This is a genomic window from Variovorax sp. RO1, assembly GCF_002849325.1.
Taxonomy (GTDB): domain Bacteria; phylum Pseudomonadota; class Gammaproteobacteria; order Burkholderiales; family Burkholderiaceae_C; genus Variovorax.
In genome coordinates this window covers 540,297-553,474 of sequence record NZ_PKMT01000003.1, presented here as the reverse complement: position 1 = coordinate 553,474, position 13,178 = coordinate 540,297, and the positions used below count along the sequence as shown (strand labels likewise).

At 66.9% G+C, this 13,178-nt stretch carries 14 protein-coding genes; 12 read left to right on the top strand and 2 right to left on the bottom strand.

What is annotated here, in order from left to right:
• Positions 1-9 precede the first annotated feature (9 nt).
• The 11 genes from ssuC (at position 10) to CY658_RS19495 (ending at position 9,972) form a co-directional block, all read left to right on the top strand.
• Positions 10-870: an aliphatic sulfonate ABC transporter permease SsuC gene (gene ssuC / locus CY658_RS19545; protein ID WP_101491765.1), complete on the top strand. Its 861-nt coding sequence runs from the start codon at positions 10-12 to the stop codon at positions 868-870.
• An 11-nt stretch (positions 871-881) separates the two neighbouring features.
• Positions 882-1,844 carry an aliphatic sulfonate ABC transporter substrate-binding protein gene (locus tag CY658_RS19540; protein WP_101491764.1) on the top strand — a complete coding sequence of 321 codons (963 nt, stop codon included), beginning with the start codon at positions 882-884 and terminating at the stop codon, positions 1,842-1,844.
• A 4-nt stretch (positions 1,845-1,848) separates the two neighbouring features.
• Complete coding sequence (locus CY658_RS19535) at positions 1,849-2,679, top strand: ATP-binding cassette domain-containing protein (protein ID WP_101491763.1); 831 nt, start codon at positions 1,849-1,851, stop codon at positions 2,677-2,679.
• Between the two features lie 36 nt (positions 2,680-2,715).
• Positions 2,716-4,005: an O-acetylhomoserine aminocarboxypropyltransferase/cysteine synthase family protein gene (locus tag CY658_RS19530; protein WP_101491762.1), complete on the top strand. Its 1,290-nt coding sequence runs from the start codon at positions 2,716-2,718 to the stop codon at positions 4,003-4,005.
• A gap of 16 nt (positions 4,006-4,021) precedes the next feature.
• A complete protein-coding gene (locus tag CY658_RS19525) occupies positions 4,022-4,618 on the top strand; it encodes a malonic semialdehyde reductase (protein ID WP_095948670.1) in 597 nt (198 codons plus the stop codon).
• Between the two features lie 53 nt (positions 4,619-4,671).
• A complete protein-coding gene (locus CY658_RS19520) occupies positions 4,672-4,887 on the top strand; it encodes a TOBE domain-containing protein (protein WP_007829250.1) in 216 nt (71 codons plus the stop codon).
• Between the two features lie 467 nt (positions 4,888-5,354).
• Entirely contained in the window at positions 5,355-5,837 is a 483-nt protein-coding gene (locus CY658_RS19515) for a rhodanese-like domain-containing protein (RefSeq protein ID WP_099797058.1), read from the top strand.
• Positions 5,838-5,875: 38 nt separating this feature from the next.
• Positions 5,876-6,796 carry a serine O-acetyltransferase EpsC gene (epsC, locus tag CY658_RS19510; RefSeq protein WP_101491761.1) on the top strand — a complete coding sequence of 307 codons (921 nt, stop codon included), beginning with the start codon at positions 5,876-5,878 and terminating at the stop codon, positions 6,794-6,796.
• Positions 6,793-7,062, top strand: a complete 270-nt coding sequence (locus CY658_RS19505) for a helix-turn-helix domain-containing protein (RefSeq protein ID WP_099789595.1) — start codon at positions 6,793-6,795, stop codon at positions 7,060-7,062. The genes epsC and CY658_RS19505 overlap by 4 nt, the downstream gene beginning before the upstream one ends.
• Before the next feature lie 75 nt (positions 7,063-7,137).
• Positions 7,138-8,070, top strand: a complete 933-nt coding sequence (locus CY658_RS19500; RefSeq protein ID WP_042579703.1) for a family 2A encapsulin nanocompartment shell protein — start codon at positions 7,138-7,140, stop codon at positions 8,068-8,070.
• A 66-nt stretch (positions 8,071-8,136) separates the two neighbouring features.
• Positions 8,137-9,972, top strand: a complete 1,836-nt coding sequence (locus CY658_RS19495; RefSeq protein ID WP_101491924.1) for a family 2A encapsulin nanocompartment cargo protein cysteine desulfurase — start codon at positions 8,137-8,139, stop codon at positions 9,970-9,972.
• Positions 9,973-9,978: 6 nt separating this feature from the next.
• Here CY658_RS19495 and CY658_RS19490 read toward each other — a convergent pair whose 3' ends face one another.
• On the bottom strand, positions 9,979-10,947 hold the full coding sequence (locus tag CY658_RS19490) for an alpha/beta hydrolase family protein (protein WP_101491923.1): 969 nt from the start codon (positions 10,945-10,947) through the stop codon (positions 9,979-9,981).
• Between the two features lie 129 nt (positions 10,948-11,076).
• Between CY658_RS19490 and CY658_RS19485 the strand changes: the two genes are divergently transcribed.
• On the top strand, positions 11,077-12,435 hold the full coding sequence (locus CY658_RS19485; RefSeq protein ID WP_101491760.1) for an NAD(P)/FAD-dependent oxidoreductase: 1,359 nt from the start codon (positions 11,077-11,079) through the stop codon (positions 12,433-12,435).
• 31 nt (positions 12,436-12,466) lie between these two features.
• On the opposite strand, the gene CY658_RS19480 is transcribed toward CY658_RS19485, so the two are convergent.
• Entirely contained in the window at positions 12,467-13,168 is a 702-nt protein-coding gene (locus CY658_RS19480; protein ID WP_101491922.1) for an aspartate/glutamate racemase family protein, read from the bottom strand.
• Positions 13,169-13,178: the final 10 nt, after the last annotated feature.

Here is a 13,178-nt window from a genome sequence, read left to right as displayed (position 1 = left end):
AGGACACGCATGACCGAACAAGTACAGGAACTGCCGACGGTGGCGCCGGCATCGAACACCGCAGGGGACGCAAGCAGTGCGCTGCGAGGCTTCGGCCTCAACGTCGCGAAGCGGCTCATTCCGTGGCTGGTGCCCGTGGGGCTGATCGTCGTCTGGCAGATCGCTTCGTCGCTGGGCTGGCTCTCGACGCGCGTGCTGCCGGCGCCGGTCGACGTGGTCAAGGCCGCGTGGGCGCTCACCGTGTCCGGCGAGCTCTGGACGCACGTGAAGGTGAGCGCGGGCCGTGCGCTCGCGGGGCTCGCCATCGGCGGCGGCGCGGGGCTGGCGCTGGGCCTTCTGACCGGCTCGGTGAAGTTCTTCGAGACGCTGCTCGACTCCACCATCCAGATGGTGCGCAACATCCCGGCGCTGGCGCTGATTCCGCTCGTGATCCTGTGGTTTGGCATCGACGAATCGGCCAAGCTGTTTTTGATCTCGGTGTCGGTGTTCTTCCCGATCTACCTGAACACCTTCCATGGCATCCGCAACGTCGACCCGCAGCTCATCGAGATGGGGCGCACCTACGGCCTGTCGCGCTGGCAGCTGTACCGCGAGGTGATCCTGCCGGGCGCGCTGTCGTCGATCCTCGTGGGCCTGCGTTTCTCGCTGGGCCTGATGTGGGTGATCCTCATCGTGGCCGAGACCATCTCGGCACAGGCCGGCATCGGCTACCTCACGATGAACGCCCGCGAGTTTTTGCAGACCGACATCGTGCTCGTGGGCATCCTGCTGTACGCACTGCTCGGCAAGCTGGCCGACCTGTTCGCACGCGGTCTGGAGCAGTGGTGGCTGCGCTGGCACCCCGGCTACCAGAAGACGTCGGCGAAGTGAGGTCAGGGCACATGAACCACCTCCTCATCAATCGCCGCACCGTCATCGCGACGCTGGGTGCGCTCGGCGCCGGTGCCGTACTGGCACAGCAGCAACGCCCCGCCATCGTGCGCCTCGGTTACCAGAAGTCGTCCACGCTGATCGCGCTCTTGAAGGTGCAGGGCACGCTCGAGAAGCAGCTCGCGCCGCTCAACGTGACGCTGAGCTGGCACGAGTTCACCAGCGGCTTGCCGCTGCTCGAAGCGCTGAACCTCGACAACCTCGACATCAGCGCCGACGTGGCCGACACCGTGCCCGTGTTCGCACAAGCGGCCGGTGCCGACCTGACCTTTCTGGCGCAGGAGGCCCCATCGCCGGCCGCGCAGGCCATCGTCGTGCGCGACGACTCGCCGCTCAAGACCGTGGCCGATCTCAAGGGCAAGAAGGTCGGTTTTGCGAAAGCGGCCGGCGCGCACTACCTGCTGATCGCCGCACTGGAGAAAGCCGGCCTGTCGTTCAAGGACATCGAGCCTGCGTACCTCACACCGGCCGACGGCCGCGCCGCCTTCGAGAAAGGCGCCATCGACGCCTGGGTCGTGTGGGACCCGTTCCTGGCCGCCGCTCAGCGCCAGTCGAAGGTTCGCATCCTGGCCGACGGCACGGGCATTGCGTCGTACCAGCGCTACTACCTGGCAAGCACCAAGTTCGCGAAGGCGCGGCCCGACGTGCTGCGCGTGGTCTACACCGAGCTGGAAAAAAAAGGCAAGTGGGTCAAGCAGAACCCGAAGGAAGCGGCGGCCTTGCTGGCGCCCGTGTGGGGGCTCGACGCCCCGACCATCGAGCAGGCCAACAGCCGCCGCAGCTACGCGGTGCGGCCCGTGGCGGCCGGCGGCCTGGCCGAACAGCAGCGCATCGCCGATGCCTTCTTTGCCGAGAAGCTGCTGCCCAGAAAAATCAACGCGCTGAACGTGGCGCTGTTCAACCCCGGGGCCTGAACTCATGAGTGCCGTTCTGAAAGACATCCAACCCCAAGCCATTGCCGGCGGCGTGCGCCTCGAGGCGCGCGGCCTGCACAAGCGCTACGGCGCGCGCGAGGTGCTGCGCAACACGCAGCTCACCATCGAGCCGGGCCAGTTCGTCGCCATCGTCGGGCGCAGCGGTTGCGGCAAGAGCACGCTGCTGCGGCTCATCGCGGGCCTTGAAGAAGCCACCTCTGGCGGCCTCTACACCGACGGCAAGGCCGTGAGCGGCCTGCACGACGACACCCGCATCATGTTTCAGGAGGCGCGCCTCCTGCCCTGGCGCCGCGTGCTCGACAACGTGACGCTGGGCCTGCCGAACGACGCCAAGGCGCGTGGCAAGGAAGTGCTGGCACATGTCGGCCTGGCCGATCGCGAGAACGAATGGCCGGCGCGCCTGTCCGGCGGGCAGCGCCAGCGTGTGGCCCTGGCGCGCGCGCTGGTGCATCACCCGCGCCTGCTGCTGCTTGACGAGCCGCTGGGCGCGCTCGACGCGCTCACGCGCATCGAGATGCACCGCCTCATCGAGAACCTGTGGCAGCGCCACCGCTTCACCGCGCTGCTGGTGACGCACGACGTGCAGGAAGCCGTGGCACTGGCCGACCGCGTGATCCTCATCGAAGACGGTCGCATCGCGCTCGACGAGAACATCGCGCTGGCCCGCCCGCGCTCGCAGGGCGACCCGGCCTTTGCCGCCATCGAAAAACGAATCCTCGACCGGGTGCTGCAGAAGTCCGAAGAGACCGATGTGGAAAGCACCGATGCCAGCTGGCTCACACCTCAAGCCCACGCCTTGCGCTGGGCGATCTGAGTCGTTTCATTCCTTCCCCATTTGAAAGGCAGTCGCATGTCGCAGAACTGGAAATTCGAAACCCTGTCGGTTCACGCCGGCTATTCGCCCGAGCCCACCACCCGCGCCGTGGCGCCGCCGATCTACCAGACCGTGGCCTACGCCTTCGACAGCGCGCAGCACGGCGCGGATCTGTTCGACCTGAAGGTGCCGGGCAACATCTACACCCGCATCAACAACCCGACGCAGGACGTGCTGGAGCAGCGCGTGGCCGCGCTCGAAGGCGGCATTGCCGCGCTGGCGCTGGCCTCGGGCCAGGCGGCCGTGACCTACGCGATCCAGACCATCGCCGAGGCCGGTGACAACATCATCAGCAGCACGGCGCTCTACGGCGGCACCTACAACCTGTTCGCGCACACGTTGCCGCAGTTCGGCATCACCACGCGCTTCGCGGACCACCGCGACCCGAGCAGCTTCGAGAAGCTGTTCGACGAGAAGACCAAGGCGGTGTTCGTCGAATCGCTGGGCAACCCGGCCGGCAACGTGACCGACATCGCGGCCATCGCCGAAATTGCGCACCGCCACGGCGTGCCGCTCATCGTCGACAACACCGTGCCCTCGCCGTACCTGAGCCGGCCCATCGAGCACGGCGCCGACATCGTGGTGCACTCGCTCACCAAATACCTGGGCGGCCACGGCACCAGCATCGGCGGTGCCATCGTCGATTCGGGCAAGTTCCCGTGGGCCGAGCACAAGGAGCGCTTCAAGCGCCTGAACGAACCCGACGTGAGCTACCACGGCGTGGTCTACACCGAGGCGCTGGGCCCGGCGGCATACATCGGCCGTGCGCGCGTGGTGCCGCTGCGCAACACGGGCGCGGCCATCTCACCGTTCAACGCCTTCCTGATCCTGCAGGGCATCGAGACGCTGGCGCTGCGCATGGACCGCATCAGCAGCAACGCGCTCGCGGTGGCGCAGCACCTGAAGCAGAGCAAGGCCGTCAACTGGGTGAATTACGCCGCGCTCGAAGATCATCCCGACTACGCGCTGGCGAAGAAGTACTTCGGTGGTCGTTCGAGTGGCGTGCTGACCTTCGGCATCGGCGCGGGTCGCGAGGGTGGGGCGAAGTTCCTCGATGCGCTGAAGCTCTTCACACGCCTCGTGAACATCGGCGACGTGCGCTCGCTGGCCACGCACCCCGCATCGACCACGCACCGGCAGCTGTCGCCCGAAGAACTGGCCCGGACCGGCGTCACGGAAGACACGGTGCGTTTGTCGGTGGGCATCGAGCACATCGACGACCTGATTGCCGACCTCGACCAGGCACTTGCCGCCGCGTCGAACTGACACACCGCTCCAGGATATGACCACACTGCAAGCCATTCCCGACGCCGCGCTCGACCAGCTGTTCCGCAAGGCGCGCACGGTGCACGCCTTCAAGCCGGTGCCCGTGACCGACGCGCTGATTCACCAGCTTTACGACCTCGTGAAGTGGGGCCCGACCGCCTACAACGCCCAGCCTGCGCGCTACGTGTTCGTGCGCAGCGAGGAGGCCAAGGCGAAGCTGAAGCCGGCCGTGTCGGCGGGCAATACCGCGCAGACGCTGCAGGCCGGCGTGACGGTGATCGTGGCGCACGACACGCGTTTCTACGAGCACCTGCCCACGCAGTTCCCGGCCTACGACGCCAAGCCCTTCTTCGAGAAGAGCGCTGACGCCGCGCAGGCCACGGCCTTTCGAAACAGCAGCCTGCAAGGCGCCTACCTGATCCTGGCGGCGCGCTCGCTCGGGCTCGACGCGGGGCCGCAGTCGGGCTTCAACGCCGACCTCGTCGACAAGGCCTTCTTCCCCGACGGCCGGTACCGCGCGAACTTCCTCGTCAACCTCGGCGTGGCCGACCACGCCGGCACCTTCGAACGCGGGCCCCGGCTGGCGTTCGACGACGTGGCCGAGATCGTCTGAACGCCGTTCGTTTTTTACTCACAACCCCTGTCAACCCTGAAAGAGAAATCACCATGTCCATCCAAGCCATCAACGTCCGCAACCAGTTCAAGGGCAAGGTCCGCGAAATCATCCGCGGCGACGTCGTCTCCGAAGTCGATGTCGAAACCGCCTGGGGCATCGTCACGTCCGTCATCACCACGCGCTCCGTCGACGAGCTGCAGCTGAAGGTGGGCTCCGACGTGGTCGCACTCGTGAAGTCGACCGAAGTTTCGATCGCCAAGCTCTGACGGACCCTCGGGCTTTGCGATTCCCCGGTGCTGCTTTGGTGCCGGGGTTTTTCGTTTGAGGTCGCTGGTTCAGGGCGTGTGCCCAGGCCACCGGGTACTTCCCTCCGCGAATGTCCCCCGCCTTCGGCTCCTCCTTAATTTCGCTGCGGGAAGCACCCAGTGTCCTGCGCACACTGGGCGCTGTCGTTGTGCTGCCCGATCAACCAGGGCTCTGAAGACGCTCACGTCGATGGGGTGCCTTGCGCAGCGAAATCAAGGGGGAGCCCGAAGGGCGGAGGACATTGCGGAGCAAGGTACCCCGTCGGCGGGAGCGCGCCCTGAAGCATCCAGGCCCGGCATTCCATAGATCACAAGGTTGTTAAGAATCGACTTTTGAGTCGTTTGACCTTCGTCATTGCACTCCTACAGTGGTGGTTATCGCCATCAAGGAAGATGGAATGACCAACGTACAACAGGAGTCGAATCGCATGTCCGTGGAAGTTGAAGATGTCATCGCCTTGCCGCCCGCCCTCGAACAGGCCAAGGCACAAGCGGCCGAAGCCGGCTGGCCCTATGCCGGCGGCGTGACTCCCCCCGTGGCCTGGCAGCTGGTGCAGAACGGGCAAGCCGTGCTCGTGGACGTGCGCTCCGGTGAAGAGCGCAAGTTCGTCGGCCACGTGCCCGAGAGCCTGCACGTGGCGTGGGCCACCGGCACCGCGCTCACGCGCAACCCGCGCTTCGTGCGCGAACTCGAAGCCAAGCTGGCCAAGGACGGTGGCAAGGAGGCCGTGGTGCTGCTGCTGTGCCGCAGCGGAAAGCGCTCGGCACTGGCGGCCGAGGCGGCAGCGAAGGCCGGCTTCTTGCATGTGTTCAATGTGCTCGAAGGCTTCGAGGGCGAGATCGATGCAGGGCAGCACCGCGGCGGTTCCGACGGCTGGCGCTTCCATGGCCTGCCGTGGGTGCAGGACTGAATCCGAAAAACACAGACACACAGGGGAGGAAAAAACACATGGCTCAATTTGAAGTGAGCGACATCGTGCGCGCGCTGCACGAGGTGCGCGACGAGTGGCGCGATTCGCAGCGCCGTTCGCGCGAGCCCGGTGCGCGCGAGTTTCCGTCGCGCGATGCATTGACGCAGATCGTCGAATCGCTCAAGGGCGCGCTCTTTCCGATGCGGCTCGGCCCGCCGGACCTGCGCCACGAGAGCGAGGATTTTTATGTGGGCCACACGCTCGACGCCGCCTTGCAGGCGCTGCTGGTGCAGGCCCGGCTCGAGCTGAACTTCAATGCGCGGCTGGCACCGCGCCCGGCGAGCGAGATCGATGCGTCGGCCACCGAGGCGGTGCGCCAGTTCGCGAACGCGCTGCCGGGCCTGCGCCGGCTGCTCGACAGCGATGTGCTCGCGGCCTACCAGGGCGACCCGGCCGCGCGCAGCGTCGACGAGGTGCTGCTGTGCTACCCGGGCGTGCTCGCGATGATCCATCACCGCCTCGCGCATCGGCTCTACGAGCTCGACCTGCCGCTGCTCGCGCGCATCGTGGCCGAGCTGGCGCATGCGCAGACCGGCATCGACATCCACCCGGGCGCGACGATCGACGCGGGCTTCTTCATGGACCACGGCACCGGCGTCGTGATCGGCGAGACGGCCGTCATCGGCAAGCGCGTGCGGCTGTACCAGGCTGTCACGCTCGGTGCCAAGCGCTTCCCGACCGACGCCGAAGGCAACCTGCAGAAGGGTTTGCCGAGGCATCCGGTGGTGGAGGACGACGTGGTCATCTACGCGGGCGCGACCATCCTGGGCCGCGTGACCCTTGGCAAGGGCGCGGTCATCGGCGGCAACGTGTGGATCACCGACGACGTGAAGCCCGGTGCCAGCGTCACGCAGGCCAGCCTGCAGAACAACAGCACACCAAAGGCGGGCGGCGCATGAAAGCCTTTGTCGAAGACTTCGGCGTCACCGTGCGCCAACTGCGTGAAGGGCAGGGTTGGTCGCAGGAGCAGCTGGCCGAGCGTTCCGATCTGAACCGCTCGTACGTGGGCGAGATCGAGCGTGGGCGTGTGATTCCATCGATCGTCACGGCGCAGAAGTTGGCCACCGCGCTGGGCATCAACATCGTCAACCTGCTCGCGCGTTGCGAGCAACTGGAACAGTCGCGCCTTGCACGGCGGATCAACTTGGCGGCTATAGCCTGTTGAGGGGAAACCCGTGGTCCCCGGACACTGGGGACCACAGTGTTTTCTTCTTTCTCTCAACCCACGGAGCCTTGATCCATGAGTGCAACAGTCGGTGGTACTACCGCCCTTGGCGACAACGCCGCCCGCCAGCTAGCCAACGCCACCAAGACCGTTCCCCAGCTGGAAACCATCAGCCCGCGCTGGCTGACGCACCTGCTGCAGTGGGTGCCGGTGGAGGCGGGCATCTACCGCGTCAACAAGGTCAAGAACCCCGAGTCGATCAAGGTCACGTGCACCTCGCGTGAAGAAGAGAACCAGCTGCCGCGCACCTTCGTCGACTACGAAGAGAACCCGCGCGAGCACTACCTGAATGCCGTGAGCACCGTGCTCGACGTGCACACCCGCATCTCCGACCTGTACAGCAGCCCGCACGACCAGATCAAGGAACAGCTGCGCCTCACGATCGAGACGATCAAGGAGAACCAGGAGAGCGAGCTCATCAACAACCCCGACTACGGCCTGCTGGCGCAGGTGAGCGAAGAGCAGCGCATCTTCCCGCTGACCGGCGCGCCTACGCCCGACGACCTCGACGAGCTGCTGACCAAGGTGTGGAAAGAGCCTGCGTTCTTCCTCACGCACCCGCTGGCCATTGCCGCCTTCGGCCGTGAAGCCACGCGCCGCGGCACGCCGCCGCCGACCGTGAGCCTGTTCGGTTCGCAGTTCATCACCTGGCGCGGCATTCCGCTGATTCCGTCGAACAAGGTGCCGGTGGCCGACGGCAAGAGCAAGATCCTGCTGCTGCGCGTGGGCGACAAGCGCCAGGGCGTGGTCGGTCTGTTCCAGCCGGGCCTCTCGGGTGAACAGAGCCCGGGGCTGTCGGTGCGCTTCATGGGCATCAACAACCATGCGATCGCGTCGTACCTGATCTCGCTGTACTGCTCGCTCGCGGTGCTGACCACCGACGCGCTGGCCGTGCTCGACGACGTCGAGATCGGCAAGTACCACGACTATCCCGACACCTACAAGTAAGCCGCGGTGAGCAGCACACCCCCGATCCCGGGCGAGGCGCCGTTCGATCCGGCCGTTCTCGCGCGCATGGCGAGCGCCATGTTCTCCGCGCCGCCGGGCGCGCAGTTTCCCGCCAACATCGCACCGCCGGGCTCGCCGCTGGTGAGTCCCGCCGGCTTCGGGCCCAGCGTGCCGGGCACGCCGATTCCGCAGGGGCAGATTCCGGGCGCCAATGTGCTGCCCGCATCGCCGACCCAACTGCCTTCGCTCGCGAACCGCGCGCCGGCACTGCTGCCGCATGCGGTGGCGGGGAATGGTGTACCGGACAACGTGCTGTCGGTGGCGCCGGCCTTCGAGCCGCGTTCGGGCGGTGTGGTGCAGGGCGTGCCGCAGCAGGTGGGGGCGCCTGCGTCGCCGCAGGCAGCGTCAGCCTCGCCGTTCTATTTCCTGAACCACAGCTACGGGCATCCGGTGGCCGGTGCCAGCGATGGCTTTGCGATCCACGATCCGTTCGCGGGCCTTGCCGCGCCGACGGCACAGCCTGCGTTGCCACCGAGCCCGCTTTCGGCGCCTGCAGGTCGCGACGCGCAGTTCTACTTCGTCGATGCGGTACGTCTGCCCAATGGCTTCGTCACGCCAGCCAAGCCCGATCCGCGCGGCCCCGATGCCGTACCGCTCGCCGGCACCGGCCAGCATCCCCCGTTCGACGTGCATGCCGTGCGCCGCGACTTCCCGATCCTGCAGGAGCGCGTGAACGGCAAGCAGCTCGTGTGGTTCGACAACGCGGCCACCACGCACAAGCCGCAGTCGGTCATCGACCGCATCGCGTACTTCTACGCACACGAGAACTCGAACATCCACCGCGCAGCGCACGAACTGGCCGCTCGCGCGACCGATGCCTACGAAGGCGCACGCGAGCGTGTTCGCAAGTTCATCAATGCGCCGGAAGTCGAAGAAGTGATCTTCGTGCGCGGCACCACCGAGGCGATCAACCTCGTGGCCAAGAGCTGGGGCGGCCAGCACGTGGGCGAGGGCGACGAGATCATCGTGTCGAACCTGGAGCACCACGCCAACATCGTGCCGTGGCAGCAGCTTGCCGCGGCCAAGGGCGCGAAGCTGCGCGTGATTCCGGTGGACGATTCGGGCCAGGTGCTGCTCGATGAATACCGCAAGCTGCTCAACGACCGCACGAAGATCGTCGCGGTCACGCAGGTCTCGAATGCGCTGGGCACCGTGGTGCCGGTGAAGGAGATCGTCGAACTGGCGCACCGCGCGGGCGCGAAGGCGCTGGTCGATGGGGCGCAGTCGGTCTCGCACATGCGGGTCGACGTGCAGGACCTCGGCGCCGATTTCTTCGTGTTCTCCGGCCACAAGGTGTTCGGCCCGACCGGCATCGGCGTGGTCTGGGGCAAGCGCGAGGTGCTCGAAGACATGCCCCCATGGCAGGGCGGCGGCAACATGATTGCCGACGTCACCTTCGAGAAGACCGTGTTCCAGCCGATCCCGAACAAGTTCGAGGCCGGCACCGGCAACATCGCCGATGCGGTGGGCCTGGGCGCTGCCATCGACTACGTCAACAAGGTCGGCCTCGAAAATATCGCGCGCTACGAGCACGACCTGCTGGTGTACGGCATGGCGCAGCTCGGCGCAATTCCGGGTGTGCGGCTGATCGGCACGGCGGCCGATAAGGCCAGCGTGATGTCCTTCGTGCTCGACGGCTACACCACCGAGGAAGTGGGGCATGCGCTGAACGATGAAGGCATCGCGGTGCGCACGGGTCACCACTGCGCGCAGCCGATCCTGCGGCGTTTCGGCGTCGAGACGACGGTGCGGCCTTCGCTGGCGTTCTACAACACCTTCGACGAGATCGATCGGCTGGTGACGGTGGTGCGGCGACTCGCCGGTCAGCGGCGTACGCGCTGAGCCAGGTCAGGGCTTCGATGCCAGGTGCTGCCTGAAGAAGGCGAGCACCTTGGCATTGAAATCGGCGTGGAGGGCGACGCGGTCGAAGCCGCCGGCGTCGCTGCAGATCTCCGGCAAGGCCTTCGCCATCGCCGGCGCGCAGGGCGCGAGGAAAGCGAAGTGCGCGGTGTTCGCGGGCATGTGCCAGTCCGGCGCGGTGGGCAGGTGGCTGCGGATGGCTTCCACATCGCCCGGCGTCACGCCGTCGCCGCCGCGCGCCGAGGCCCAGAGCTGGACGGGCACCGTGACCTGCTTCAGCCCTTCGGCATCGAAAAAACTCAACGGATCGACGATCACGGCCGCCTTGATGCGCGCATCGCGCACCGGGGGCGCAGGCAGTGCCTGGCGCTGGATCTGGCCGCAGAACGGAATCTTCGACGTTGGTGTGCAGAAGCGCAGGCCCAGCTTGAAGTCGGGCACCGCGCCCGTCGCCACGAGGCCGGTGTAGCCACCGCGGGAGAAGCCGAAGAAACCGACCTGTTCGGCGGCGATCTTTGTGTGGCCGGGCCACGTCTTGAGCATGTGATCCGCCAGCCGCCGCATGTCGACGGGCCGCGCGGCCAATGTCGAGAGATGTCCCCGGCGTTCCATGTCCTGGAAGTTGTCGTTCGGGTGGTTGATGGCGGCGACCACGAAGCCCGCATCCGCCAGCGCCGCCGCCGTGTCGTGGTGCCCGAGGAACGAGCCGCCCGAGCCATGCGACATCAGCACCAGCGGCAGCCCCGTGTCGGCGATGGGGCAGTCCTTGGTGGCCGAGATCGCGATCAGGCCGAACGCGATCTCGCTGGGCGCTGTCTCGCATGGCGTCCACACCGCGCCGCGCAAGGCCGGCCCGTCCTTGTCGGCCGGCACCTCGATGAAGCTGAATCCCGCGGCATGGCTCCATGCGGCAGACACACAGAGGGCGGCGGACAGGGCAAGGCGATGCAGGGTCATGGCGCGCAAATCGAAGGCTGAAAAGGCCGCCAGTGTGCCGCCTCCGGGCCCGTGCCGCCAGCCCGTTTTGCGTCGTGCGATGCGGGCGCGCTATGCTCTGTCGCTGTCCATCACGCTGCTTGTCCTTGCATGTCCCAGCCTCAGGTTTCTTCTTCCGACGCTCCCTCTGTCAATGAGTCTTGCGACGTGTTCGTGATCGGCGGCGGCCCCGCCGGCTCGACCGTCGCGGCGCTGCTGGCGCAGCAGGGCCGTCAGGTGGTGCTGGTCGAGAAAGAGCACCACCCGCGTTTTCACATCGGCGAATCGCTGTTGCCCGCGAACGTCGAGCTGTTCGACAGGCTCGGCGTGCGCGACCAGGTCGAGAAGATCGGCATGCCGAAGTTCGGCATCGAGTTCGTCTCGCCCGAGCATGAGCACCGCAGCTATGTCGAGTTCGCCGAAGGCTGGGACAAGTCGCTCGACTCTGCCTGGCAGGTGCGCCGCTCCGAACTCGACGAGCTGTTGTTCCGCAACGCCGCCACGCGCGGTGCCCAGACTTTCGAGGGCTGCAAGGTGCGCGACGTGGCCTTCGACGCCGACGGCGCGACCGTGCAGGCCGTGATGGACGACAGCGCCAAGCGCAGCTGGCGCGCCCGCTTCGTGATCGACGCCACGGGCCGCGACACGCTGCTGGCCAACAAATTCCGCTGCAAGCAGAAGAACCCCGCCCACAACAGCACCGCGCTGTTCGGCCACTTCACCAACGCCGAGCGGCTCGAGGGCAAGAAGGAAGGCAACATCAGCATCTGCTGGTTTCCACACGGCTGGTTCTGGTTCATTCCGCTGGCCGACGGCACGACCAGCGTGGGTGCGGTGTGCTGGCCCTACTACCTGAAGACGCGCGAAAAGTCGCTGAAGGAATTCTTCTACGACACCATCGCGCTGTGCCCCGTGCTGGCCGACCGCCTGAAGAACGCCACGCTCATCGACGACGCGGTGCACGCCACCGGCAACTTCTCGTACTCGAGCACGCACGCCACGGGCGACAACTATCTGCTGCTCGGCGACGCCTTCACCTTCATCGACCCGATGTTCTCTTCGGGCGTGTACCTGGCGATGCACAGCGCCTTCGACGGCGCCGAGCTGGTGGCCACCGCGCTCGACCAGCCGGCCGAGCTGGCCCGCGCCCGCGAAGGCTTCGAGGCCATGATGCGCAAGGGCCCGCGCGAGTATTCGTGGTTCATCTACCGCGTGACCAACCCGACCATCCGCGACATGTTCATGTACCCCGGCAACCCGTTCCGGGTGAAGGAAGCGCTGATGTCGCTGCTGGCCGGCGACATCTACAAGGGCACGCCGATGTGGGGCGCGCTGCGCATGTTCAAGGTGCTGTACTACGGCATCTCCCTCGCCAACTTCCGCCGCACCATGGCGGGGTGGAAGCAGCACCGCTTCAACATCCGCGACATGGGGGCGTTGAAGGGGGAGACGATCCAGAAGTCGGATTAGGCGACCCGAGGGGCGGGCTCCTGCTGCAGGGCTACCAGCCCGACATGCCGGTACTGCCGGATGCCCAGGCCTTGCTCGAAGCGCGCAGTGTCGCCACCGCATGCGCCACCCCCAACTGCGGACTGCTGAGCACATCGACCCCGAGGTCTGCCAGCAGCCCCGTCACCGGCGCCATCGACGCCTGCGCCAGCACGATCACGTCGGTGCCCTCGGCTGCGGCGCGGATCGATTCGGCCAGTGTGGCGATGTAGCGCGCGGTGTCGCCCGACTGGAAATGCACCCAGGCGTCTTCGACCAGCAGCGTGCTGGCGCGGATGCCGACACCGGCCTGCCGCGCCGCTGAAAGCACGAGCGACAACGTTGGGTCGATGGTGCTTTCGACGGCGCCGACGATCAGCACGCGCGGGCCGTTGCGCACGGCGCGGTCGGCCATGGCGCGGTCGATGCGAAGCGCCGCAAAGGCGCCGCCGGTCGCGGTCTTTTCGGCGATGCCGCCGATGGTCGAGCAGGTGCACACGACCACGGAGGCGCCGTCGGAGGCGGCGTCGCGCATGGCCTCGTGCACGCGCGCCACCAGACCGGCGTGGTCGACGCCCAGCGTGCGTGCATCGGCCAGCAGCTCTTCCATCACCAGGTGCTGCACGCGCAGCTCGGGGGCGATCTCGCGTGCCAGGCCGCCGAAGGTCTGCACATGCACCTGCGCCGTGTGGAGGAAGGCGAGCGTGTCGGTCATGGCGTGGTGG

Excerpts from the sequence above, each read along its gene's own strand:
- CY658_RS19520 (WP_007829250.1), top strand. The coding sequence starts at position 4,672 with ATGTCCATCCAAGCCATCAACGTCCGCAACCAGTTCAAGGGCAAGGTC.
- CY658_RS19480 (WP_101491922.1), bottom strand. The coding sequence starts at position 13,168 with ATGACCGACACGCTCGCCTTCCTCCACACGGCGCAGGTGCATGTGCAG.
- ssuC (WP_101491765.1), top strand. The coding sequence starts at position 10 with ATGACCGAACAAGTACAGGAACTGCCGACGGTGGCGCCGGCATCGAAC.
- CY658_RS19500 (WP_042579703.1), top strand. The coding sequence starts at position 7,138 with ATGAGTGCAACAGTCGGTGGTACTACCGCCCTTGGCGACAACGCCGCC.
- CY658_RS19535 (WP_101491763.1), top strand. The coding sequence starts at position 1,849 with ATGAGTGCCGTTCTGAAAGACATCCAACCCCAAGCCATTGCCGGCGGC.
- CY658_RS19530 (WP_101491762.1), top strand. The coding sequence starts at position 2,716 with ATGTCGCAGAACTGGAAATTCGAAACCCTGTCGGTTCACGCCGGCTAT.
- CY658_RS19525 (WP_095948670.1), top strand. The coding sequence starts at position 4,022 with ATGACCACACTGCAAGCCATTCCCGACGCCGCGCTCGACCAGCTGTTC.
- epsC (WP_101491761.1), top strand. The coding sequence starts at position 5,876 with ATGGCTCAATTTGAAGTGAGCGACATCGTGCGCGCGCTGCACGAGGTG.
- CY658_RS19490 (WP_101491923.1), bottom strand. The coding sequence starts at position 10,947 with ATGACCCTGCATCGCCTTGCCCTGTCCGCCGCCCTCTGTGTGTCTGCC.
- CY658_RS19495 (WP_101491924.1), top strand. The coding sequence starts at position 8,137 with ATGGCGAGCGCCATGTTCTCCGCGCCGCCGGGCGCGCAGTTTCCCGCC.
- CY658_RS19540 (WP_101491764.1), top strand. The coding sequence starts at position 882 with ATGAACCACCTCCTCATCAATCGCCGCACCGTCATCGCGACGCTGGGT.
- CY658_RS19485 (WP_101491760.1), top strand. The coding sequence starts at position 11,077 with ATGTCCCAGCCTCAGGTTTCTTCTTCCGACGCTCCCTCTGTCAATGAG.
- CY658_RS19515 (WP_099797058.1), top strand. The coding sequence starts at position 5,355 with ATGTCCGTGGAAGTTGAAGATGTCATCGCCTTGCCGCCCGCCCTCGAA.
- CY658_RS19505 (WP_099789595.1), top strand. The coding sequence starts at position 6,793 with ATGAAAGCCTTTGTCGAAGACTTCGGCGTCACCGTGCGCCAACTGCGT.